The organism is Vibrio kasasachensis (genome assembly GCF_050337565.1).
GTDB classification, from domain to species: domain Bacteria; phylum Pseudomonadota; class Gammaproteobacteria; order Enterobacterales; family Vibrionaceae; genus Vibrio; species Vibrio kasasachensis.
Genome location: NZ_JAKJTB010000009.1, coordinates 127,197 through 149,630, shown reverse-complemented (window position 1 = coordinate 149,630; position 22,434 = coordinate 127,197). Strand labels below are relative to the sequence as shown.

Sequence of the window (22,434 nt, the reverse complement as noted above, 5' to 3'; positions counted from 1 at the left end):
AACGACAATATGGAATTGCTCATTCCATTTTTAACTCCTGGTCTCAAGTTCTCCATTAAATTGGAGTTCAGTGCCCAAGACAACTATGCATTTAACGCCGATTATATTGGCTGTAAACTAAACCAGTACTTGATTGTGGAATTCCCGAAGAAACTTCAAGAAGCATTGGTTATGCGTCAGATCAATAACGCAGAGGTTGTCGTTCGAGGTATTACCCAATCCAAATTAGGGCATATCATTGCCTTTAAATCTTCAATTCTAGGCTCGGTCAACAGCCCCACAGGTTTATTGTTTTTGCGTATGCCAAAACATTTTGCATCAAAGCCAATACGTTCTTATGAACGCTACCCTCTTGATCTTCCGATCACAGTTAAAGCAAATACCGTTAGTTATGAAGCGGTCATGCTAGATTTCTCAATTAATGGCTGTGCTATTTTTATCAAAGGCGAAAACGCCCTTGATGCGGAAAGTGACATCGTCATTGAAAGCGAACTCACACCCTTTCTTCCCGAAGCGGTTGTACATTCAATTGTGAGTATCGAAAAACAAAAACAAGGACACCGTTTTGGAATTAAATTCGATCAAAACATTGAAATGACGCCTGAGCTTAAGCACGCACTACTCGAAAAAACCTTTCTCGCGACCCCTATATAGTTTGGCGGTAATATTTTTCACGATAATGTTGGAAAGCTTGGTTTAGTGCTATGTCTTTAATTGGTTTAACTATCACATAATTCGCCCCCGCGTTTATAAACGAACGCTTTGTATCGTTCATTCCATCCGCTGTGCAGGCATAAATCGGAGTGGTTAGCAGTAATTCATCTCGAATAATTTTGGTCGTTTCAATACCACCTAGATTCGGAAGCTGGTTATCCATCAATATCAAATCAATTTTCGTATTGTGCTTAAGATGCTCTATTGCATTATAACCATCTTGTACCCACGTTACTTTCATTCCATATTTCTCACAAAACGCCCGTGCAATAAACGCATTGGTTTGGTTATCCTCCACTAACAACACTTCGAGCGTACGTTCGAACATCGTTGACGGCTCTATCATTGTCATTTTACTCGATGACAGATTCGATTTAACAACACTATCGATCATCACTGTGACTGTAAATCGAGTTCCTATACCGATCTCACTATCTACTTCAATAGAACCATTAAATAATTCCACCAAACTGTACACTATCGCTAAACCCAGACCACTACCGCCATATTCTCGAGTAGTATGTGGTTCCGCTTGAACAAATGGTTCAAAAATATGCTGAATTCGTTTTCTATCAATACCGATACCGGTATCTTCGACAGTAATTTTTAGTTCATAGTTAACTCGTCTCGGTAGCAGTTGAATATCGATCTGTACAGAACCTTGATGAGTAAACTTTATTGCGTTACTCACTAAATTAAACAATATTTGGTTTAGCCTAACCTGATCACTTACTAGAATAGGATCATCTTCTATATTACTACTTACAATCAGCTGTACATCTTTCTCTTTACATAAGGGACGATAGATTTTTTCAACGACAGTCACCAACTCTTTCAGGCGAAATTCCGAGTGTTGAATGTGGAATTTACCCTGTTCTATCTTGGAAAAATCAAGGATATCATTTAGTACTGCTAACAAATGCTCACCGCTGTTAATCAATACATCGACATGATCCACGTCTTGGGCATCCTTTATACTTCCCCTCAACAGTTGAGAGACACCAATAATACCGTTCAAAGGAGTTCTTAACTCATGACTCATTTTTGCGAGAAAGTCGGCACGTACCCGCGCCAATTCTTCAGCCTCTTCACGTGCGGTTTGGCTTTGACGCTCCGCTTCGATAAAACTCGTTACATCTTGCCCTTGAGCCATAATATTGCGCGTAATGTTATCTAGCACTATTGGTGAAAAGTTCCAGCGATAAGTTTTCTCACCAATGCCAATATTCACCCCAGTTAGTGACACCCCCTGAGCACTCATACGAATTTGCGGTAACAGTGTTTCCTGCATAACGGGATATAAGTCTATATCGCTTTCATTGTTGCGAAATGAACGCTCTGCTGCGGGGTTCATCCGCAGAACATTACCGTTCGTATCCCATAAAATTATCGGTGACAGCGAATAGTTAAATAGATCGGCAAATTGTTTCTCTTGTTCACGCAATCGCTTGAAGGAACGCTGGAATGATTGACCTATTTTATTGAATTCTGCAATTGTAGATCCTTTAAATAACTCTACATTTTTTGCTTCAATACTTTGCTCTGTATAGAGCATCAAGTTTTTGAGTTCATTGGAAACGCGTTGCCCCAACCAAAAACGTGTATACAAAGCAATAATTACGATAAGCGCAACAGCGATACCTACCCAGACGTAGTGACCCTGCATCAGTAACGCAATATGAGAATTGTTTTGAACGGTATAAACTGAAAGAAAGGTATCCACATCATCAATGGTTAAGTTGACCTTGGAAATCATATACTCATTGGTATTCAAATCTGGAGTGTACTGCTCAAACCACTCGATATGACGAACATTTCCTTTCAAGCTTGACGCGATAATTTCACTGCCTACCGCTAACGCCAGTTCATCGACATTGCTGCCCTTTACTAGCGCCCTCACTAGAGAGAAATTATTGTTTAGAACGACCCCAACATAGAAATCTCCAACCACTTCGCCGTTATTCATTGCAATCATTGAAGTTCGGCGAATCATGAGATATCGAACCCCCATCGACGACGGAGTTTGAGAAATATACCAATGGTTACCTGTCACCAAATCCTTACTGATACGGTTGAGTTGCGAATCATCGATACCATAAAACTTGTGGTTTTCGTCTTTCCAAAATATAGCGTCGTCTTTTGCCATGAATCGAAAGTCAGGTGAAATCTCAGGGTCAATCTGATCAATACCATCAAAAAAATGGCTTATATTGGCACCATTTTCCTGACGCAATTCACAGACTAATGACTGACTTCGGCTATAGCTGTCTTGTTGAATTTCAATCGACTTCAACCTGAAGTTAAAAATCTCTTGGATCAAACTGGTAGTCTGTTGTTTCGAGCGTGCCACTTCTTGCGTCACCACTTGGCGATTTACTTGAAAGTTTTGAAGTAAAACCAACACTGTAAATACGCCAATGGTTAAGAATAGTGAATGGGTCAGTATTGTGGCTAAACGGTAGTTTTTACCACGGGTTTTCCATAGCTTCATTATTGGTCAGAATACCTAAATGCACGTCGCTTAAAACGTTCGATGCTTTCTTTCGAGTCATTTGAAGTCACTAATTCAAAATCACCGGAGTAAACAGTGGGAACAGACTTACCTTCTAAATCCCACTTAATCGCCTCAGCCATAGCGACACCTGTATCATCATTCATTCTCATTATAGTGACATCAAGCTCGCCTCGATCTATTGCCTCTAACTCAGCGGAGCCTCCACCCCAGCCATTTACCATTATGTCCGTTCGTTTTAATTGCTTTAGTGCGTCAACAGCACCTAAAGCGACATCCGTAGAACAAGCATAAATAAAATCAATATCAGGATCTTTTGAGATCGCCGTTAACGCCGATTTATATCCAGACTCTTGATTGGCTTTGGTATAAAAAGAAGAAGCCAATTTGTAACTGCCATGATGTGACATGCTTTCAATAAACGTGTCGCCTCTTGCATCACTTACATAGCCTTCTGAAAAATACAATACCGAGTATTTACTGCCAGCCTCGCTATTTTTCTTATAGTAAGACTCGAGTGCATGCGTACCCAGCATATGGTCGAAACCCACATACATAAACGGTTGCTGATCACTCCATGCTCTAACTGGTGTTGTAATATTTTGCAAGATTAACTTAGTGTCAGTTGAACTTAATACATGCTCAATAAACTTACGGTGGCGAGTCGTATCTAAGGTAAAAATAAGATAATCCGATTTATTCTGCACGGCTTCCAATAGTGATAGGCTTTGCTGCTTAGCATCAAGGCTAGGTCTCGTAAACACCTGATTAATTGTGTATTTTATACCAAGCTCGTCCATTCTCGCTTCAAATGCTTTGATGTTCCTAACCCAATAATCTGAAAGCTGCTGACCAGGATAGACCACGGAAATGGTGATTGGATCATTTTGATCTATAGTCAGAGGCAGGGGTCTCTCTCTGACCGTCGCAGATAATTTTTCCGTTAGCTGTTTTTGAGTGGGATTAGCGTTGAGATACTCATCATACTGCCAATATCTATTGAGGATTTGTGCTGTTTGAGCGCCAGCTACGTTGGCAACAGAACATGAAAAAATGAAAAGCGAAGCCACCGCCAATTTGTACATGTTAATTCTCTATTTCTCGGTACATGTCAATTATGCCCAAGTGACTTCAAGATGCAGAATTCCGAGTCTTGAGGTTGCTTGGGTATATGTGTTCCAAACTAATTATTTCACCTACTAAAAAGAATAATATACTTTCAACTAAAACTGTATATTTCTTCATATAAATCTTGTTGTATAACATCAGGCAATGCTAAGTCCCCACGAATTAGCGCTTCTTTTATCGCTTTATTCTGACGCTTCAATTGATACTCAACTTTAGAAGCAACACTACGGCTGAAGTTCAAAGATTGATGCCACTCTAACACTAAAGGACCTTTACCTTTCAATGCTTTAGCACCATGTCCAGAAACATGCTGACCAAATCGCCTTGTCACATCCGTTGTAATACCACAATACAAAGCATCAGAGCGCATACGTACAAGATATACGCTCCAGAGAATGGGGTTAGATTCGCTCATTAAGTTGTTCAATCAACGCTCTAAGTTCTTTTACTTCTTCTTTGAGTGCCACTAATTCTTCTTCAAGACGCTCAACCTTACCCACGTTGGTGGCAACACTTGCAGTCGCAGCCTGAAATGACTCTATGTCTACATCTCCACTAAACAAATGTTGATATCTAGATTCACGCTTACCCGCCTCTCTAGGTAACTTCACCACTAAAATACCTGAGTTATGATCCGTCATTCTATCAAGTACTAACTCAACTTCTTTCACGTCCGCAAAATCAGCTAAACGGTTAGTCCTAGTTCTCAATTCACCCGGGGTCTGGGCTCCACGTAACAACAGACAACACACTATCGCTTTCTCTTGCTCCGTTAACTTAAGGTCACCAAATTCAGTATTACAAAAGCGATGCTGGAATTTGCTAGCACGGCTATTGAAACTACTTTCATCACTAACAAGACGACGCGCTGCGAGGCTGTCTAATGCATCCTGAACCTCTGCCTCATCAAGAGCAAGGACAGGTTCACGGTTGCTTTTTTGATTGCATGCCGAAGTTAAGCTATTAAGCGTGAGAGGATAGTAATCTGGTGTGGTGACTTCTTTCTCAATTAGACAACCAATTACCCTTGCTTCAATTGGAGATAGCTCAATGTTCATAGGTTCATCCTTATTATTTGAATTATGTTAGTGCTCGGCTAGGATTGGGATTCTCTTCATATTGCCATTTTCATCAATCATGACAATTTTAGCTCTGTTTAGCTCCACTTCTGTAATTTCTTGTTGAGTTCGCTCGAATCTATACGCTTTAACAAGCTTTCGACTGCGCGATGAAATCGAAGGATCTTCTGATTTCGGGATGATGATTTCTGATTGGCGCATATCTGAAACTTCAATTCACTTTCAATTTTGCAAAATAATATATCGTTCCATTCGTAGGCTCAATAACTTACTATTCGATTTGAACAGAAAAGCGCCAACTTATCGTAATGATTGATCTTAGTACTGTTAACACTTGCATTGTTATGATTTAATCATTGGTAGTTAAGGTTAAGATTAGGAAAGGAACCTATGAGTGGTGTATTAGAAATCGTATCTCAAGCTCGCCGTAAAAATAAGTTAAAACGTGAGCTAGTAGACAACGAGAAGAAAGTTCGAGATAACCGCAAGCGCGTGGATTTGCTAGAAAACTTGATGGATTACATTAAGTCAGACATGACGCACGATGAAATCGTAAGCATCATTAAAAATATGAAAGCTGACTACGAAGATCGCGTTGACGATCACATCATCAAGAGCGCCGAAATATCTAAAGACCGACGTGACATTAGTCGTCGCATTCGCGAACTGACTGAAGAAGATAAGCAAGTTCAAAAAGGCACCAAGAAGTAACAGCCTTTTACAAATTCTGCACTGATTCTATAGCCTGTCTCTCATTCGAGGCAGGCTTTTTTGTTTACCGTACGTTGACAACCCACCCTAAAATTTAACCTAAACGTTTGCGTAATCGCTAACCTTCAATCTTCATATTTTTGGGGCTTTCATCACATAATTTCCCCTGCTATATTTTCAATTAGATAAACAGACCTTTCGAGGCACGGACACTCCTCACAATCTCAAGAAGAGAAGATGGGCACCGATGACAATCGGTAAATAGATAGAGGGTCAATAAATGGATATGAATATGGTTGAAATCTTGGGTTACGCAGCATCTATCATGGTCGCGATATCATTAACAATGAAAGACATCGTTAGACTGCGTGTGTTGAACTTTATCGGCTGTGGGTTATTCACTGCGTACGGGCTGATGATTGATTCATGGCCAGTGGTTTTAACAAACGGTTTTATCGCATGCGTTAACGTCTATTTCTTAGCAAGAATGCATCATCAAAAAAAAACCGCTAATTTAGGTTCTACGGCTTAATTCGGCTACCCCGGCACCCGCTGGGGTTCAATTTATCATCGACACAAAGGTCGACCCCTCCCACATATCTAAATATAAACAAAGACTTGTGTTAAATAACGCGCCATACTGAATCCTCTGTAACAAGCGAGGCGCAGACAATGAAACACTTTCTTCCTTCCAGCATTATGTTGACCCCTTTCTTAGTTAAGTACTATCGCAATCAAGAAGAATACTGCCCTGACACCTCTACAGAACAACAAGATAGCAGCTCACTTACTGAAAATATTAGTCAAGATAACGATCCTAATTTGTTATCTAGAAAGGATTCAAAGGCCAACAAAAGAACCAAGTCATAAATAGGAAATCTTGACGCCTAAATTGGAGAAATTACGATGAAAAAAGTCGCGGTCATTTTAAGTGGATCTGGCGTATTCGATGGATCTGAAATCCATGAAACAGTATTGAGCTTTCTCGCTTTAGAGCAAAATGGAGCTTCGTGGCATTGCTTTGCTCCTAACATCAGCCAGCATCACGTTATTAACCATATGACGGGTGAGGAGATGGAAGAGAAGCGTAACGTGCTCATTGAGTCTGCAAGAATCGCGCGTGGGAACATACAAGATGTAACTGAACTGGAAGCAGAGCATTTTGATGCATTATTACTGCCAGGCGGATTTGGTGTTGCTAAAAACCTCTCCAACTTTGCTTTGAAAGGAGCGGAATGCGAACTCAACTCTGATGTGGCAGCCGTATGCAAAAAATTTGCTGCGCTTGGAAAACCCGCAGGTTACTTATGTATCGCTCCGGCACTTATTCCATTTATTTACTCAACTGGTGTTAAAGGCACCATCGGCAGCGACCTGGATACCGCACTAGCTTTCAATACTGCAGGTGGTGAGCACCTTGACTGTGCCGTTGATGATCTGGTGTATGATCAAACCCACAATGTACTTTCAACTCCCGCTTATATGCTTGCACAATCAGTTAGCGATGCAGCTCGAGGCATCAACAAGTTGGTTTGTAAGCTAATAGAGATAAGCTAATTAACAGCAGCGCCTTTTCTAGGCGCTGCTCACGATTCACTCAATACGTGACACTGTCACTCACCATCTGGTGATGCCCAGACCTGAGCGCACCTTACTGCTCTTTTCCAGCCTTTGTAACGGCGAGCCTGTTTATCAATATCCTCACTTGGCAAAAAACAATCGTCATTGGTCGAATCAGTTTGAATGTCATCCAACCCTTGCCAAAATCCAACTGATAATCCGGCAAGATAGGCAGCACCCATTGCTGTTGTTTCTCTCACGTGTGGTCGATGTACCTCGGTTTGAAGTACATCGGCTTGGAATTGCATCAGAAAATCATTTGATACCGCCCCACCGTCTACTTTCAAGCTGTCTAACGACACCTTCGCATCAGCAAGCATCGCATCCAGCACATCTTTAGACTGATAGGCAATGCTCTCAAGCGTTGCACGAACGATATGATTTGCGCTCACTCCGCGAGTGAGACCCACAATAGTGCCACGAGCACGCGGATCCCAATATGGGGCACCTAATCCTGTAAATGCAGGTACCACATAAACGCCATTAGAGCTCTCTACCTCATTAGCCATCGCTTGTGATTGTTTAGCATGAGTCAAAAGCTTCAGTTCATCACGAAGCCATTGAATAGAAGCCCCCCCCATAAACACCGAACCTTCGAGTGCATAAACTGGGGCACCAAATTCATCACATGCAAGTGTTGTAAGTAGACCGTTGGTCGATCTCACCTTTTTATCACCCGTGTTCATCAACAAAAAACAACCCGTACCATACGTATTCTTAACCTGACCCGGCTTGGTACATTTTTGACCGAAAAGAGCGGCTTGCTGATCACCGACTACACCACTAATTGGAACACTTGAACCACCAATCAGTGCATGACCATATAAAGTTGATGACGACTTCACCTCTGGCATCATTGAAATCGGAATGCCAAATAAGCTGAGTAACTGATGGTCCCATGTTTTGCTGTCGATATTGAACAACATGGTACGAGAAGCATTGGTGTAGTCAGTTGCGTGAACTTGACCTTGAGTCATTTTCCACATCAACCAAGTATCAATCGTCCCAAACAACAATTCGCCATTCTCTGCTTGGACTCGTGCTTTCGGAACGTTATCCAGTATCCATCTAATTTTGGAAGCAGAAAAATAAGGGTCCAATACCAAGCCGGTTTTTTGTTGGATCAATTGCTCGAAGCCTGCTTCGGCAAAACTATCGCATATTTCTGTTGTGCGACGGCACTGCCAGACGATAGCGTTATAGAGCGGTTTTCCCGTATTTTTATCCCATACCACCGTGGTTTCACGTTGGTTTGTAATACCAATAGAGGCGATTTCATCACTACTAATTTCCGCTTTGGCGATAGCCTCAGACAGCGTTGCGCTTTGAGTAGCATAGATTTCAAGCGGATCGTGTTCTACCCAGCCAGCTTGCGGGTAGATTTGCGTAAATTCACGTTGTGACACGCTTACAATATGAGCGTTATGATCGAATACTATTGCTCGGGAGCTCGTGGTGCCTTGGTCTAAAGCAACAATATACTTCTTTTGTTTCACTCTAAAAATCCTATCCATTTATCTTTTACAATAATTATAGGCAGATATAGAAACGAGAATAGCGACTAGGTCGCTATTCTCGTTGTAGGGCTAGCAGATATGGTTCGTTTGCTTATTAATCCGCCGACAAAATGAAACGAAGTTCCGCGCGGCGGTTGCATGCTTTGCCGTAAGTGGTTGAATTACTGCACGCGGGTGTCGTCTCACCATAGCCGCGTGTGAAGATTAATTGTCTATTTACACGATTGCTGACCAATGTCTGTTTAACCGCATCAGCGCGCTGTACTGATAACGAATCATTAAAAGAGGCAGCTCCAGAATTATCTGCATGACCATCTATTACGACATCTATTCCCGGTTGAGAAGCGATATAACGACCAATGGTGTTTAGCCAATATGCCGATTGATTTGACACGTGAGCAGAACCAGTTTGAAATTTGATTGTATCCATCAAGCGAATCATTTTGTACCCACCGGGTAGCACTTCATAATCGAGATTATGCTTCGCTAAAAAGCTCTCTAATGAATGCGGCTGATAAGCGTTTTTTTCGCCATAAGGACCTTCAACCCCAGAACGCGATACAACAGTGGCGTCACCCCATTCAGGATGCAACACTCCACTACTACTCTGTGGTGCGACGGTTAACATATCTCCCGTCAAAACATCGGTCGGCAATGAGCCACATCCCCCCAAAAACAGAACCGACATACTCACACCTAGGGTTAAAAATCTCATCACATCACCATTAAATCTTATACTCGCTACATTTATATCGTTCATCTATCGGAAACCTTTAGCCAAGCTGATAAAAATCTGCCTAACTAGGCTAAATACTGTCCGTAAATATACTCAAATCACCACTTTCGTATATAAGTTGTTAGAATTTACGAATCAGTACTAGATAAGCTTTTGTTTCATGCCGTGTTAACGGTAGAATCTGAGCACTTTTGACACGTACATGCGTTCTTAATGAGATAACACTATGAAAAAAATAATCGCTTTACTTCTCGTTGGATTTTCAGTCTTACTTACTGGATGCTCTGAAAACACGGCTCCAGTAGAGGGTGAGCAATACACTAAACTACCCGCAAACCTTTCCGTTTTTCGCCTTCCACAAGTCACTGAGGTATTCTCATTAAACTGTGGTCACTGCGGCAAAATGGAAGCTCAACTTCCAAAGCTAGAAAAACTGATTGATCAAAGTGTGGGTAAGGTTCATGTAACGTTCAACGAAAGCGCACAAATTGGCGCCATGATTTACTACAGTGCAGAAATGCAACTCGGTAAAAAACCTGACCACCAAATGATGCTTGATCTGTTTGCAGCGGTTCAAATGGGCGACGGCGCAACCATGGCACAAAAGAAAGGTGCTATTGATAATGCGTTTGAAAGCCGCGGGTTGATTTCACCTTATGATATTAGTGAAGAACAGCAAAGTCAGCTATTTAAAGCCATGCAGATAGCTCATGAGATCACCACCCAAGGCGAGATCAGCGGCGTACCAACATTTGTTGTAAACGGCAAGTACCAAATCATTACTTCAGGTCACCAAGACATTGAAAGTATTGCTAACACCATCAACTATCTAATTAAAAAATAGCGAATCGGAAAGGACTCATGACTAAAATTATTTTCCCTATTGTTATCTTCGTTCTTGCGGGATTCTTTATCTACCGTACGTGGACTAACCATAAAACCGCAGATGTTAATTTCGAGCTTGGACAAACATTCTTGGCTGAAAACACTCAAAAAGAAGGCGTCATTACTACGGAAAGTGGGCTTCAATACTTAGTGCTTGAGAAAGGTGAAGGTACTGTTCATCCAACTAAAAGTAACAAAGTAAAAGTTCATTACCACGGTACACTGATTGACGGCACCGTTTTTGACAGTTCAGTAGATCGTGGTGAACCCATTACTTTTGGTTTAGGGCAAGTTATTAAAGGTTGGCAAGAAGGTCTAACTTATATGACGGTAGGTGACAAAGTTCGCCTGTTTATTCCTAGTACTCTAGCTTATGGTAAAAGTGGCTCTGGTCCAATTCCACCATCAGCGACACTGATTTTTGAAGTGGAATTATTGGATATTCAATAATCGCGACAACAACAATAAAAAAACCGCTCGATGAGCGGTTTTTTTGAATCAAAGATACGTCATAGATGCGACATAGCTATTTATGTTTGTCTTGAATATATTTGTGACTCACATCGACGACTGCAACATCTTTAAAGAAACTACGACCGAGTAAAACAGGAAAAGCAAGATGCGTTCTATCGGCTAACGTAAATTCCGTTTTCTCTTTCATATTACCAATTTCGATCCATGCATGAACGACAGCGCGACGTTGTGTACCTTCAGCACTTGACTGCTTGATTCTTACCCAACGCTCAACAGGCAACGCAATTTCTTTGCTGCTCACCCCTTCATGCACCATTTTAAATTTAACCCAATCTTTACCATCTCTTTCAAACGGAACGATATCAACAGCACTAATGGATGACGTAGTAGCGCCAGTATCAATACGCGCACGGAATGATTGTTCTAACCCGGGTATATAAACCCACTCTTTTTCGCCAAGAATGAGTTTTCCATCAGCTGTATTTTTATTAAGTTCTACTGGTGGTTTAGGTTTCACTTGAGGTTTAGCTTCCGGGGTTACTTCTGGTTTTGTTTCAGAGACTTCTTTTGGTTGTTCGACTGGTTGCTCAACCACCGTTTTTTCTGGCTGTTCTGGCTCAGGAGCACCATTTTGACTGGCACAAGCGACTAATGTGCTTGATAACATAATTAGAAAAGTTGAGTTCCAAGTTTTCTTCATTCAATCCCCCAAATTGACGATAATAATGATAAAAAAGGCTCTAACGAGCCCTTTTTATTTACGATACTTTAAGTATTGCATCCGCGACGTAGGCGATATCACCTTCCGTCAAACCCGCAATATTGATTCGACCATCACCTACCCCATAAATTCCATACTCATCACGTAGTAGAGACATCTGTTGCTGACTAAAGCCTAGCACAGTAAACATACCTTTGTGGGACTGGATAAAATCAAACTCAGAGGTATTGTGCGTTTTTCTAAACTCATCACATAATGCTTGGCGTAAAGAAACTAAACGTTTTTGCATAACAATTAACTCTTGTTGCCAAATCTTCTTTAATTCAGCATCGAGAAGAATCGTTTTAACCAATGCCGCACCATGATCCGGCGGCATAGTGTACGTTGCACGAGCCATCGTCAGTAACTTACCACGAGCTTTCGTTGCATCCGCCGCCGATTTACCCAGTACAATTGCAGCTCCAGTTCGCTCACGATAAAGACCGAAGTTCTTAGAACACGATGTGGTGATCATCATCTCTTCAACGTGCTCTGCCATATAGCGCAACCCGGCTGCATCTTCATCAATACCATCACCAAAACCTTGGTAAGCAACATCAACAAATGGCGTAAATCCTTTCTCTTGAGCCATGCGAGTAAGCTGTTGCCAAGTGTCAAAGTCGATATCGGCTCCAGTTGGGTTATGGCAGCAACCATGCAGCAATACAACATCATCTTTGCCTGCATGCGTCAATTCCTCAAGCATACGGGCTTTGTCCACCTGCTTGGTCACTGGGCAAAAGTAACTATAGAACTTAACTTTAAGACCAGCCGCTTCCATCACAGGTTTATGGTTTACATAACTTGGATTGGATAACCATACCGTGGTATTAGGTTGCGCGACTCTCATCAAGTCACCTAGCATACGTAATGCACCACTCGCGCCAGGCGTTTGAATCGCTGACACTCGGTCTAAAACAGGGGAATCACCAAGCACGAGTGAAATCATTGATTGGTTAAACTCTTCACAGCCAGCCAGCCCAACATACGATTTGGTTTTTTGCGAAGCTAGCACTTTATGTTGTGCAAGATCTATTGCTTGCATTATAGGCGTTTCGCCTAAGCTGTTTTTATAGACACCAATGCCAAGATCGACCTTTCCTGAACGTGGATCATTTCTGTATGCAACAGAGAGAGAGAGTATTGGATCTAATGTTGGTTCTGGTAAATGAGAGAACATGAAAGTCACAACCCTTTGAAATTCATTGTTGATAGTGATAATTAAGTTAACACTAGTTACTGAAAATTTCGACTAATAAAACATTTTTCAGAATGAAATTTTCCTTTAAGACTCATTAGTTGCGGGAATTTAGCGACATTCAAGCTGTTGGGCGACGAATCATTTGGTAATTAACTACTCCATTGCCAAACTCAACACTATCTGACAAAGTGAAGCCGTACTTTTGGTAAATCGATAGATTAACGGGATTAAAAGTGTCAACTCCACACACTCGCCCCTCAAGGTCAAATTGGCGGAATATTGGATGCACTAGTTGAGTCGCTAGTCCTTTACCGCGAAATCGACTATCGACAAACAACAAAGACAAGTAGTTATCACAGTTGTTTTGCAAGTTGTCGATTTTACATTCCATTGCTTGTAATGACTTATGAATCCTACCAATATCGGTCATGCTTCCCGAAGCCATCATTTTCACTTGGCAAATTAATCCCGTATACCATGAACTTTCGCCGGATTGATTCAAATCACTCCAAACCGCTGCGGCATCAATATGCTCACCAATACAATAAGCTGTTATTTTTCCTCGACTATTGTTTAACAGACGAGTGGAAAATATGTTTACTAGCTTTCGGCGTTGATAATCTGAGTCACTAAGAAGCGTATATAAGGGGTCATCGGCGAGTGCAGATTCGACACTAAGTAAGAAATCTGGGTGGTCGAACGATAATTTCATCAACATAGAAATCTCGAATAATGGCACTCTAGTATAAAACTTACGGAGGTAAACTTTTGAATCTCATAACAATAGCTTGACTGAAGCCGCATTCAGAACGCCAGTGAATGAAACGCTTGGTTAAGATTTGTTATATAAAATACGACACCTAAATCTGCCATTAAAACTAGAGTTTGAAGTAGTGAATAACTTGGTTTGCGCTACCGCGCCATTCTAAATTGAGGTCTTTTTTATCTTGTTCAAATTTACCATCTATCAGCACGTCCGTCAGATCGACGATTTGCTTTTGTTGTTCATTTAGCTCCGCAAGTGTGTAGCCAGACCACAGCCAAATATCCTTATTCGGGCACTCTTTGCGTACACGCTTAACTAAACGAAGCACATCAGCAACGTTGGCTGGGTGCAGCGGATCACCACCTGAGAGTGATAAGCCTCGACGTTTGATTCGCGTATCGTTGAGATCAGCGATGATTTGATCTTCCAATTGCTGCGTGTATGTATGCCCGCTATCAAGTCGCCACGTGGCTTTGTTGTAACAACCACGACACTCGTGCACGCAACCTGAAACAAACAACGTACAGCGCGTGCCTGGACCATTTACAACGTCAATTGGGTAATAATGATGATAATTCATAAATCTTAAACTAGAAAAACCAGCCCACTTTAGTGAGCTGGTTGGGTGTGACTAATAAAACTATAGATGCTTCACACGACGTTTAACTTCTTCTTGCTTACCAAAGTTAAATGGTCGGGCATCTGGGCTACCAAGGTAACCACATACTCTACGCGTTACTGATACTTTACTTGAATCGTGGTTGCCACAGCTTGGGCACGTAAAGCCTTTGCTAGTACAGTCAAATTCACCAGTATAACCACACTCGTAACACTCATCGATTGGTGTATTGGTTCCGTAGTAAGGAACGCGGGTGTAGCTGTAGTCCCATACGTTTTCCAACGCTTCTACGTTGCGCTGCATGTTCGGGAACTCACCGTAACAGATAAAGCCACCACTAGAGACATGCGGATAAGGCATTTCAAAGTCGATTTTATCGTAAGGGTTAACTTTCTTCTCAACATCTAAGTGGAAGCTATTTGTGTAGTAACCTTTGTCTGTCACACCTTCTAATACACCGAACTCTTTAGTATCGATGCGGCAGAATCGACTGCATAGGTTTTCACTAGGCGTACCGTATAAGCTGAAACCGTAACCTGTTTCTTCTGTCCACTGATCCACATGTTTCTTCAAGTACTTAACAATGTTCAGTGCTTTTACACGTAGCTCTTCTGCGTCATACACATGCTCGCCTGCGCCGTATAGCGCGTTAACCATCTCGTGGATACCAATGTAACCAAGCGAAATTGATGCACGACCATTTTTGAAGATGTCAGCAATTGAGTCATCTGCTTTCAAACGAACACCACACGCGCCTTCCATATAAAGAATCGGTGCTACACGTGCTTTGACATTTTCTAAGCGAGAGATACGTGTTTCTAGCGCACGGCGTGCAATGTGTAACTTCTCATCTAAGATCTTGAAGAATGCTTCTTCATCACCTTTCGCTTTAATCGCGATACGTGGAAGGTTCAGGCTTACAACACCAATATTGTTGCGACCTTCATGGATAAGTTCGCCGTTTTCTTCGTAAGTATTCAAGAAGCTACGGCAACCCATTGGAGTCTTAAATGATCCAGTAACCTCAACAACTTTGTCGTAGTTAAGGATATCTGGGTACATGCGCTTAGAAGCACACTCAAGTGCAAGCTTCTTAATATCGTAGCTAGGATCTTGCTCTTTATGGTTCAAGCCATCTTTAATCGCAAACACCAGTTTAGGGAATACAGCTGTCTTGCGGTTTTTACCAAGACCTGCAATTCGGTTTTTCAAGATAGACTGCTGAATCAAACGAGATGCCCAGCTGGTACCTAAACCAAAACCAAAAGTAACAAACGGTGTTTGACCATTCGCAGTGTGTAAGGTGTTTACTTCATATTCTAGTGATTGGAATGCGTCATAACATTCTTTTTCAGTACGAGAAATAGCAAATTCTTCTGGGCTATGAATATCCCATTCTTTAGCGATTTTTAGATGCTTCTCGTAACTTGATTGCACGTAAGGTTCAAGTACTTCATCAATACGGTTGATAGTAGTTCCGCCATAAATGTGACTCGCTACTTGCGCAATAATTTGTGCCGTTACAGCTGTTGCTGTAGAAATTGATTTTGGTGTATCAATTTCCGCATTACCCATCTTAAAACCATGCGTCAGCATGCCCTTTAGATCGATAAGCATACAGTTAAACATTGGGAAAAATGGTGCGTAATCTAGGTCGTGGTAATGTAAGTCACCTTCATCATGTGCTTGTACAACGTCACGTGGCAAAATGTGTGTTTTTGCATAATGTTTAGCCACGATACCGGCAAGCAAATCACGTTGAGTTGGGATCACTTTCCCGTCTTTGTTCGCATTTTCGTTGATGAGCTCAACGTTGCTTTCTTCAATTAGACCTTCAATCTCACGTGTTAATGCACTTTGCTTCTCGCGTGCAATATCACGATCATGACGGTATTCGATGTACGAACGCGCAAGAGACTTGTATGGTCCTTGCATCAGTTCATTTTCAACTAGGGTTTGGATTTCGTTGATGTGTACTTCATCGTGATCTTTTAGCTGTAGCTCAACAGCTAACGCTACATTTAAAGCATAAATGGCGATTTCGTTGTTCACGTGTTCTGCTGCCGATTCTACAGCTGCTTGAATACGATCCCTGCTAAACGGAGCTCTTGAGCCGTCACGCTTGATTACGATTGGTTTCACCTTTTCTCCTTACCCAGTATACTCACAGAGTTATCCACAAACACACTATATAGGGTTATTATTTTTTTGACTGACACTAGATGTTGTGGCGTATTAAACTCCAAAGCACCACCTTAAAGTATTGATCGAGATCAATAAAATAGGGTTACAGTACAAGAACGAAACGATCTTATTGGCATGGATCTCAGATGCAAAGAAAACCATGAAAATTGCAGTTTTTTCGCTTTTAAACTTGATTTTTCACGAAGGCTTACTAGATAAAGGTTTATCAATGATGGCATCAGAGAAGGAACAAAATGTGGCTGGGAAACATCTCATTTTTCTATATGTAGTGGCTTTGATCGCATTTCCAACACAAGCGAATCAATCGCTCAAAGTTTCAGCTTGGAATATGGAATGGTTCGTTTCTGAAGGAAACAAACGTTTCGAACCTTCATTACGCGGTAACGCCGATTTTTACAAAATGGCAATCTATTTCCAACAGTTAGAGACACCTATTCTTGCATTTCAAGAGGTTGGAGATATCGACGCGATAAAACGAGTGATTGGCAATAACTATAACGTCTACCTTTCTGACCGTGCCTTAACTGAAAATAGCCATTTTCAGTATAAAAACATTAATCAATACACTGGTTTCGCCGTACAGAAAGGAATAGATGTTGTCGATGTGAAGGACTTCTCTCTATTACCTGCTAATAGAAACGACAAGCTACGCTTCGCTAGTTACATAATAGTGGAGCGAGAGAAAGCACACCCTACTCACCTGCTCAGTGTGCATTTAAAAGCCCGTTGTCCCGGACGCTATACCAATTCTAAAGCGTGTCAAACACTAGCCACTCAAGGTAAAGCGCTGAATGCGTGGATTCAAGAACGAGAAGAGTTAGGGCAAAGCTATGTAATAACTGGTGACTTCAATCATGACCTCTCCTTCCCCAACGATTGGCTTTGGGGGAAAATTCGTCAATCCACCAAAGCGAAAATCGCAACTAAAAACGTTAAAGCCAAATGTAAAGTACGCAACCGCAACCATCCACAGCGGACTCATCAATTTCACTCACTCATCGATCATGCCGTGATCAGTGAAGATATGTTAGTAAATGAGGCAACGCAGCAGTTGTATCATAGCGAAGACGTCATAGATTATAGGTTGAGTGACCATTGCCCGATAACGGTTACACTCACTCAAACCTAACTCGGTTAAACGATTAAATATCTCTTGGATTTAGAACAACAACATCGCCTTCAACCAATCCTTTGCGTACGCGGTAATCATCGCCCACTTGAATGAGCCGTGTCTGTATCTCTCCATTTTTGAGAATACGAACATAATCAAGTTGTCCTACTTGGTAAATCGCCTCCATCGGCACTTTGAGTATTCTGTATGAATCAGTCTCTACCAAGACTTTGGCATAACTGCCGGGATACAATATTTTGTCTGTATCAAACCCTAAACGAATGAGGTAACTTCTTGAACCAGAGTCAGCAGCAGGCGTGATTTCGTTAATTTGCGTCAACATCGATATCCCGTAGCTAGGTAACGTCACCGCCAAATTCTGGTCTATTACTAATTTAGGTAACACAGATTCAGAAACATTCACCTCAATAAGCAATGATTCTGGGTTATACATACTTAGTAAAAGCATCCCCGGTGTTGCTATATCACCTTGATTAATCGGCTTTTGAGTTATCACACCATCAAAAGGAGCAGTAATAACGCTAAAACCAAAGGTGGTTTCGGCTTCGATCACCGCCGCTTTCAATTGATTGAAATCGGCGCGAGCTGTTTTCAACATACTATCGGCTTGATCGTACTGCGAAACTGGTATTAATTTTTTGCTTAGCAGTTCTTTCATACGATCATACTCTTTACGAGCTGTATTTAATCGTGCTTGCGCGGATGATAACGCCTGTTCGGTTTGTTGAACTCGCGCATCAAGATCGTCACTTTCAAGGCGTAGCAACACGTCACCTTGCTTAACTTCATCCCCCACATCTACCAACACTTCCGCAACCGTTGCTGTTAAACGCGCACCAATGGAAGCCCGCTGGTTGGCGACAACCCTGCCTGCAAACTCTCTCATCGCGGGTAATTCAACCGCTTCTAAGGTGGCAGTCTCTAGCTTTGTGACACTGTTCAGGCTTCTCTGAAGCTCAGTTGGAAGCTTTGAGGTAAATATCCCTGCCATATAAAGAAACAACAGTGCGAGTAATGTAAATAAGAGTGCGCCAATAAGCCATTTATTACCTTTCATTACTCATCCTCCTTAATTGGTAGACCATGCCCTTGTTGGTTTTGATAGGCGAGGTTATACACCACCGGAATCACCATTAGTGTGAACACTGTTGACGCGGAAATACCGAAGATAATCGCCCATGCAAGACCATTAAAAATCGGGTCTAAAGTAATAACAATGTTCCCTAGCATCGTCGTACCTGCGGTAAGAAGTATTGGTCGCATACGCACTGCCCCAGATTGCAACAATGCCGAGTGTAACGGCTCTCCACGGCGCAAAGACTGTTGTATAAACTCTATCAAGACTAATGAGTTACGTACCACGATACCCGCTAGTGCGATCATCCCAATCATCGCAGTGGCGGTAAACAGCGCTGGATTAGGATAACCATTAATCTCGCTACTAAATGAATTAAGTAACCAAAAGCCCGGCATAATACCGATCACTGTTAAGGGGATGGCTAACATGATGATGGCAGAAACAGTCGGTAAACCCGTTTGCAATAGCATCACAACGAAGACGCCTAATAATGCTGCGCCATAGGCTATACCAAGATCACGAAATACGTCGACGGTTATCTTCCACTCTCCTTCACCGCTCCACACCACTTCATAGCCTGGATCAACTTTCCAGCCTATGCCCGCACCATTATTTAAGTACGTCCTACCCTGCCAATCGGTTGTTGTTTCGCTACCCACTTCCCCTTCATCAGCAAGTACATCAGCAATGATTTCACCAGGGACACGTCCAACCGCTTCAGCATATACGTAGACAACTGGTCTGAGGTTTTTATGGAATATAGGTTTATCTACCGGACGACGAACAAATTCCCCTAGCTCTGATAACTGCACCATCGGCTGCGGAGCATCGACCAACGCTCCTAGGTATTCAAGCTTAACCACCCCACTTTGCCCGCGTACAGTCAACTGTAATAACGAGTTAAGACTATCGCGATCTTTTCGTGGTAAACGTATCTCAATTGGAACTGGGGTCACCTCGCGCGACAGCCCCAAATAGCCCAAAGTTTTACCCATATTCGCAGCTGCAATCGTTTGATTAATTTGCTGGATTGATACGCCAGATAGTGCTGCTTTTTGTTGGTCAACAATAAACTGCCACGTCTGGTAGTCACCTTGAGTGCTAGTATCAACCTCAGTGACCATCGCTTCTTGGCGAAGACGATCTGCTACTCGTTCTGCTTGTGCGGACAATTCCTGATAACTGCTTGTCTCGTTGCCGTAGACTTCTGCGGTGATTGTTGCAATAACAGGTGGTCCCGGCGGAACCTCAACAATTTGTATATTTGCAGAGTAAGTTTGCGCAATACGCTCTAAATCACTTCGTAGCCGCGAAACGATTTCATGAGATTGCATACTTCTTTGATTTTTCGTCGCTAGTACAATGCGAAGCTCCCCATGATGTCCCTCATTTCTCATGAAGTAATGTCTCACCATGCCATTAAAGTCCATTGGTGATGCGATACCAGAAAAGCCAGAAACCGACACTACTTCGGGAACATTCACCAGATAATCTGCAAACACTCTTAGAGCATTGGATGTATCGACGAAGCTTGAGGACTCCGGCATATTCACTATCAATTGAAACTCGTTTTTATTGTCGTATGGCAAAAGTTTTAGTGGGACATGTCGCCATGCCGGGAGCAATGCGGCAATTACGAACAACAAAGCGACTATAGCCAAGAACAACCACGCTTTTTTACGATTGGTTAAAAGCGGCATCAGCAATTTTGAATAGATCCGATACAACAAGGTTGAGGTAACGTCGTAATATCCTTGTGAATCGGCAGATTTAAGCAGTTTTTTAGCAAGCCAAGGGGTAATAAAGAACGCCACCAAGGTACTAAATATCACGCTGATCGGCACATTAAAGGCAAGCGGAGCCATATACGGGCCCATCATGCCAGTGATGAAAAACATCGGTGTGAATACAATCACGATCGCCACTGTCGACATCAATAACGCACTGCGTATTTCAGCCATCGCATACACTATCGCTTTGCCACGACTTAAATCCTTGCGCTTCAAAAATCGCTCAATATTATCAATGCTGGCTATTGGGTCATCGACAATCAAACCCAATGCTAAGATCAGCGCAAACAACGTCACCCGGTTTATTGAATAGCCAAATAGCAAGTCCATCCCCAGTGCTGCGCCATAACTAATAGGTATCGCAATTGCGACCACCAAAGCACTGCGCCAATTGAGGAATAGCCCGACAAATACCACAACGGTTGCGATAGAGATACCTAAACTGGAAACAAGATTTGAGACTTTATCATCCGCTGTTTGACCATAATTACGGATGATGCTGACTTCAACTTGGCTTGGGAATTGTGTCTGAGATAATAGTTGAAGTTGTTCAACCACTGATTGCGCTACATCGACAGCATTAGAGCCTTTTTGCTTAGCGACAGAAATAAACACTGCGGGGTGTTCTTTACCCGTTACCCCGTCACGAAACCAAGTGTCATTTCGGGCTTCCGCTGCACCATCGGTAACGCTTGCGACATCTTGTAAAAATACCGGTTTACCATCAATAACGGCAACGACTAGATTTCGTATATCTTGTGCGGAATCAAATAGCCTGCCTGACTCTAGTTGGTAATGGGTACTACCAATTACAATCGTCCCAGATTGAGATTTGCTATTGCTCACTTGAATAGCACGTTCTAGATCATCCATTGTGACGCGATAGTTGCTCATCGCAATAGGGTCGAACGCTATTGAAATGGTCCGATCTTCACCACCAAAAACCTTAACGCGATTGGTATTAGGGAGAGATTTTATGCCCAATGTCGCTTGCTCTACGATTCTTCGCAATTGATATCGGTCTAAGGTATCACTGTCAGTGGTGTACAAGGCGGCAACGACAATCGGTACGTCATCTATCTCGACAGGCTTAACTAACCAGTTGGAAACCGAGGCTGGTATTTTATCTTGGTTGGAATAGAGTTTGTTATACAGTTTAACCAGAGCTTGCTCTCTAGCTTCACCGACATAGAAGCGAACAATAACTTGCGCACTCCCTTCCATCGATGCGGAGTAGACGTATTCTACCCCATCAATCTGACTAAGCAGTTTTTCTAGTGGCTCAGTGACTTGGTTCTCTACCTGCTCGGCACTTAAACCGGGCGCAAAAACTAATACATCAGCCATTGGTACCACGATTTGAGGATCTTCTTCTTTTGGCGTTAACCAGAGTGAAGCCGCACCAACAGCAAGCATTAAAACAATCAATATAGGAGGGAAGAAGCCATCCATAACAACTTCAAGAAGTCCCTTATTATCTGGCTTTGCTTCCATAAATCCTCCTATG

General features: G+C 42.2%; 22 protein-coding genes. 8 read left to right on the top strand and 14 right to left on the bottom strand.

Annotation, left to right across the window (positions count from 1 at the left end; translation table 11 throughout):
* Positions 1 to 9: 9 nt before the first annotated feature.
* On the top strand, positions 10 to 654 hold the full coding sequence (locus L4C38_RS03540; RefSeq protein ID WP_428796154.1) for a PilZ domain-containing protein: 645 nt from the start codon (positions 10 to 12) through the stop codon (positions 652 to 654).
* Here L4C38_RS03540 and luxQ read toward each other — a convergent pair.
* The 5 genes from luxQ to L4C38_RS03515 form a co-directional block, all read right to left on the bottom strand.
* On the bottom strand, positions 647 to 3,205 hold the full coding sequence (gene luxQ / locus L4C38_RS03535) for a quorum-sensing autoinducer 2 sensor kinase/phosphatase LuxQ (protein ID WP_428796153.1): 2,559 nt from the start codon (positions 3,203 to 3,205) through the stop codon (positions 647 to 649). The genes L4C38_RS03540 and luxQ overlap by 8 nt on opposite strands.
* Positions 3,205 to 4,311 carry an autoinducer 2-binding periplasmic protein LuxP gene (locus L4C38_RS03530; RefSeq protein ID WP_428796152.1) on the bottom strand — a complete coding sequence of 369 codons (1,107 nt, stop codon included), beginning with the start codon at positions 4,309 to 4,311 and terminating at the stop codon, positions 3,205 to 3,207. Before L4C38_RS03530 ends, luxQ begins: the two co-directional genes overlap by 1 nt.
* Positions 4,312 to 4,445: 134 nt before the next feature.
* The gene (locus L4C38_RS03525; RefSeq protein WP_428796151.1) at positions 4,446 to 4,769 is read right to left on the bottom strand and encodes a GIY-YIG nuclease family protein; all 324 of its coding nucleotides are present in this window, start codon (positions 4,767 to 4,769) and stop codon (positions 4,446 to 4,448) included.
* Positions 4,756 to 5,412: a YceH family protein gene (locus L4C38_RS03520; protein WP_428796150.1), complete on the bottom strand. Its 657-nt coding sequence runs from the start codon at positions 5,410 to 5,412 to the stop codon at positions 4,756 to 4,758. The genes L4C38_RS03525 and L4C38_RS03520 overlap by 14 nt, the downstream gene beginning before the upstream one ends.
* A gap of 27 nt (positions 5,413 to 5,439) precedes the next feature.
* Complete coding sequence (locus L4C38_RS03515) at positions 5,440 to 5,634, bottom strand: hypothetical protein (protein WP_428796149.1); 195 nt, start codon at positions 5,632 to 5,634, stop codon at positions 5,440 to 5,442.
* A 189-nt stretch (positions 5,635 to 5,823) separates the two neighbouring features.
* Here L4C38_RS03515 and L4C38_RS03510 point away from each other — a divergent pair, with 189 nt between their 5' ends.
* The 4 genes from L4C38_RS03510 (at position 5,824) to elbB (ending at position 7,701) form a co-directional block, all read left to right on the top strand.
* Positions 5,824 to 6,144, top strand: coding sequence for a DUF496 family protein (locus L4C38_RS03510; protein ID WP_428796148.1), 321 nt, complete (start codon positions 5,824 to 5,826; stop codon positions 6,142 to 6,144).
* Positions 6,145 to 6,424: 280 nt separating this feature from the next.
* A complete protein-coding gene (locus tag L4C38_RS03505; RefSeq protein ID WP_428796147.1) occupies positions 6,425 to 6,676 on the top strand; it encodes a YgjV family protein in 252 nt (83 codons plus the stop codon).
* Positions 6,677 to 6,816: 140 nt separating this feature from the next.
* The gene (locus tag L4C38_RS03500; protein WP_428796146.1) at positions 6,817 to 7,014 is read left to right on the top strand and encodes a hypothetical protein; all 198 of its coding nucleotides are present in this window, start codon (positions 6,817 to 6,819) and stop codon (positions 7,012 to 7,014) included.
* 36 nt (positions 7,015 to 7,050) lie between these two features.
* Entirely contained in the window at positions 7,051 to 7,701 is a 651-nt protein-coding gene (gene elbB / locus L4C38_RS03495) for an isoprenoid biosynthesis glyoxalase ElbB (protein WP_428796145.1), read from the top strand.
* Positions 7,702 to 7,757: 56 nt separating this feature from the next.
* Here elbB and glpK read toward each other — a convergent pair whose 3' ends face one another.
* Both glpK and L4C38_RS03485 read right to left on the bottom strand, forming a co-directional pair.
* Positions 7,758 to 9,260 (bottom strand): glycerol kinase GlpK, encoded by a 1,503-nt coding sequence (gene glpK, locus L4C38_RS03490; RefSeq protein WP_428796144.1) that lies wholly within the window; start codon positions 9,258 to 9,260, stop codon positions 7,758 to 7,760.
* A gap of 115 nt (positions 9,261 to 9,375) precedes the next feature.
* The gene (locus tag L4C38_RS03485; protein ID WP_428796143.1) at positions 9,376 to 9,996 is read right to left on the bottom strand and encodes an OmpA family protein; all 621 of its coding nucleotides are present in this window, start codon (positions 9,994 to 9,996) and stop codon (positions 9,376 to 9,378) included.
* Positions 9,997 to 10,243: 247 nt separating this feature from the next.
* On the opposite strand from L4C38_RS03485, the gene L4C38_RS03480 reads away from it, so the two are divergent.
* Together L4C38_RS03480 and bamJ are read left to right on the top strand one after the other, a co-directional pair.
* On the top strand, positions 10,244 to 10,861 hold the full coding sequence (locus L4C38_RS03480) for a thioredoxin domain-containing protein (RefSeq protein WP_428796142.1): 618 nt from the start codon (positions 10,244 to 10,246) through the stop codon (positions 10,859 to 10,861).
* Between the two features lie 17 nt (positions 10,862 to 10,878).
* Positions 10,879 to 11,352, top strand: coding sequence for a BamJ family beta-barrel-assembly machinery protein (gene bamJ, locus L4C38_RS03475; RefSeq protein WP_428796141.1), 474 nt, complete (start codon positions 10,879 to 10,881; stop codon positions 11,350 to 11,352).
* A gap of 76 nt (positions 11,353 to 11,428) precedes the next feature.
* Here the strand turns inward: bamJ and L4C38_RS03470 are convergent, their stop codons facing one another.
* The 5 genes from L4C38_RS03470 to nrdD form a co-directional block, all read right to left on the bottom strand.
* Positions 11,429 to 12,076 (bottom strand): ATP-dependent zinc protease family protein, encoded by a 648-nt coding sequence (locus L4C38_RS03470; protein ID WP_428796140.1) that lies wholly within the window; start codon positions 12,074 to 12,076, stop codon positions 11,429 to 11,431.
* A gap of 58 nt (positions 12,077 to 12,134) precedes the next feature.
* On the bottom strand, positions 12,135 to 13,316 hold the full coding sequence (locus L4C38_RS03465) for an amino acid aminotransferase (RefSeq protein ID WP_428796139.1): 1,182 nt from the start codon (positions 13,314 to 13,316) through the stop codon (positions 12,135 to 12,137).
* Between the two features lie 139 nt (positions 13,317 to 13,455).
* Entirely contained in the window at positions 13,456 to 14,055 is a 600-nt protein-coding gene (locus L4C38_RS03460) for a GNAT family N-acetyltransferase (RefSeq protein ID WP_428796138.1), read from the bottom strand.
* Positions 14,056 to 14,215: 160 nt separating this feature from the next.
* Positions 14,216 to 14,683 carry an anaerobic ribonucleoside-triphosphate reductase-activating protein gene (gene nrdG / locus L4C38_RS03455; RefSeq protein WP_428796137.1) on the bottom strand — a complete coding sequence of 156 codons (468 nt, stop codon included), beginning with the start codon at positions 14,681 to 14,683 and terminating at the stop codon, positions 14,216 to 14,218.
* Positions 14,684 to 14,743: 60 nt separating this feature from the next.
* Complete coding sequence (gene nrdD / locus L4C38_RS03450) at positions 14,744 to 16,864, bottom strand: anaerobic ribonucleoside-triphosphate reductase (RefSeq protein WP_428796136.1); 2,121 nt, start codon at positions 16,862 to 16,864, stop codon at positions 14,744 to 14,746.
* A 202-nt stretch (positions 16,865 to 17,066) separates the two neighbouring features.
* Here nrdD and L4C38_RS03445 point away from each other — a divergent pair, with 202 nt between their 5' ends.
* Complete coding sequence (locus L4C38_RS03445) at positions 17,067 to 18,056, top strand: endonuclease/exonuclease/phosphatase family protein (RefSeq protein ID WP_428796135.1); 990 nt, start codon at positions 17,067 to 17,069, stop codon at positions 18,054 to 18,056.
* A 13-nt stretch (positions 18,057 to 18,069) separates the two neighbouring features.
* On the opposite strand, the gene L4C38_RS03440 is transcribed toward L4C38_RS03445, so the two are convergent.
* Positions 18,070 to 19,116: an efflux RND transporter periplasmic adaptor subunit gene (locus tag L4C38_RS03440; protein WP_428796134.1), complete on the bottom strand. Its 1,047-nt coding sequence runs from the start codon at positions 19,114 to 19,116 to the stop codon at positions 18,070 to 18,072.
* A complete protein-coding gene (locus L4C38_RS03435; protein ID WP_428796133.1) occupies positions 19,116 to 22,421 on the bottom strand; it encodes an efflux RND transporter permease subunit in 3,306 nt (1,101 codons plus the stop codon). The genes L4C38_RS03440 and L4C38_RS03435 overlap by 1 nt, the downstream gene beginning before the upstream one ends.
* Positions 22,422 to 22,434: the final 13 nt, after the last annotated feature.

What these genes read in the sequence shown, in the direction of transcription:
- elbB (WP_428796145.1), top strand. Translation starts at nt 7,051, where the DNA reads ATGAAAAAAGTCGCGGTCATTTTAAGTGGATCTGGCGTATTCGATGGA.
- luxQ (WP_428796153.1), bottom strand. Translation starts at nt 3,205, where the DNA reads ATGAAGCTATGGAAAACCCGTGGTAAAAACTACCGTTTAGCCACAATA.
- L4C38_RS03520 (WP_428796150.1), bottom strand. Translation starts at nt 5,412, where the DNA reads ATGAACATTGAGCTATCTCCAATTGAAGCAAGGGTAATTGGTTGTCTA.
- L4C38_RS03460 (WP_428796138.1), bottom strand. Translation starts at nt 14,055, where the DNA reads ATGTTGATGAAATTATCGTTCGACCACCCAGATTTCTTACTTAGTGTC.
- L4C38_RS03435 (WP_428796133.1), bottom strand. Translation starts at nt 22,421, where the DNA reads ATGGAAGCAAAGCCAGATAATAAGGGACTTCTTGAAGTTGTTATGGAT.
- L4C38_RS03510 (WP_428796148.1), top strand. Translation starts at nt 5,824, where the DNA reads ATGAGTGGTGTATTAGAAATCGTATCTCAAGCTCGCCGTAAAAATAAG.
- L4C38_RS03505 (WP_428796147.1), top strand. Translation starts at nt 6,425, where the DNA reads ATGGATATGAATATGGTTGAAATCTTGGGTTACGCAGCATCTATCATG.
- L4C38_RS03530 (WP_428796152.1), bottom strand. Translation starts at nt 4,311, where the DNA reads ATGTACAAATTGGCGGTGGCTTCGCTTTTCATTTTTTCATGTTCTGTT.
- L4C38_RS03465 (WP_428796139.1), bottom strand. Translation starts at nt 13,316, where the DNA reads ATGTTCTCTCATTTACCAGAACCAACATTAGATCCAATACTCTCTCTC.
- nrdG (WP_428796137.1), bottom strand. Translation starts at nt 14,683, where the DNA reads ATGAATTATCATCATTATTACCCAATTGACGTTGTAAATGGTCCAGGC.
- L4C38_RS03485 (WP_428796143.1), bottom strand. Translation starts at nt 9,996, where the DNA reads ATGAGATTTTTAACCCTAGGTGTGAGTATGTCGGTTCTGTTTTTGGGG.
- bamJ (WP_428796141.1), top strand. Translation starts at nt 10,879, where the DNA reads ATGACTAAAATTATTTTCCCTATTGTTATCTTCGTTCTTGCGGGATTC.
- L4C38_RS03500 (WP_428796146.1), top strand. Translation starts at nt 6,817, where the DNA reads ATGAAACACTTTCTTCCTTCCAGCATTATGTTGACCCCTTTCTTAGTT.
- L4C38_RS03445 (WP_428796135.1), top strand. Translation starts at nt 17,067, where the DNA reads ATGAAAATTGCAGTTTTTTCGCTTTTAAACTTGATTTTTCACGAAGGC.
- L4C38_RS03470 (WP_428796140.1), bottom strand. Translation starts at nt 12,076, where the DNA reads ATGAAGAAAACTTGGAACTCAACTTTTCTAATTATGTTATCAAGCACA.
- L4C38_RS03525 (WP_428796151.1), bottom strand. Translation starts at nt 4,769, where the DNA reads ATGAGCGAATCTAACCCCATTCTCTGGAGCGTATATCTTGTACGTATG.
- L4C38_RS03480 (WP_428796142.1), top strand. Translation starts at nt 10,244, where the DNA reads ATGAAAAAAATAATCGCTTTACTTCTCGTTGGATTTTCAGTCTTACTT.
- L4C38_RS03540 (WP_428796154.1), top strand. Translation starts at nt 10, where the DNA reads ATGGAATTGCTCATTCCATTTTTAACTCCTGGTCTCAAGTTCTCCATT.
- L4C38_RS03515 (WP_428796149.1), bottom strand. Translation starts at nt 5,634, where the DNA reads ATGCGCCAATCAGAAATCATCATCCCGAAATCAGAAGATCCTTCGATT.
- L4C38_RS03440 (WP_428796134.1), bottom strand. Translation starts at nt 19,116, where the DNA reads ATGAAAGGTAATAAATGGCTTATTGGCGCACTCTTATTTACATTACTC.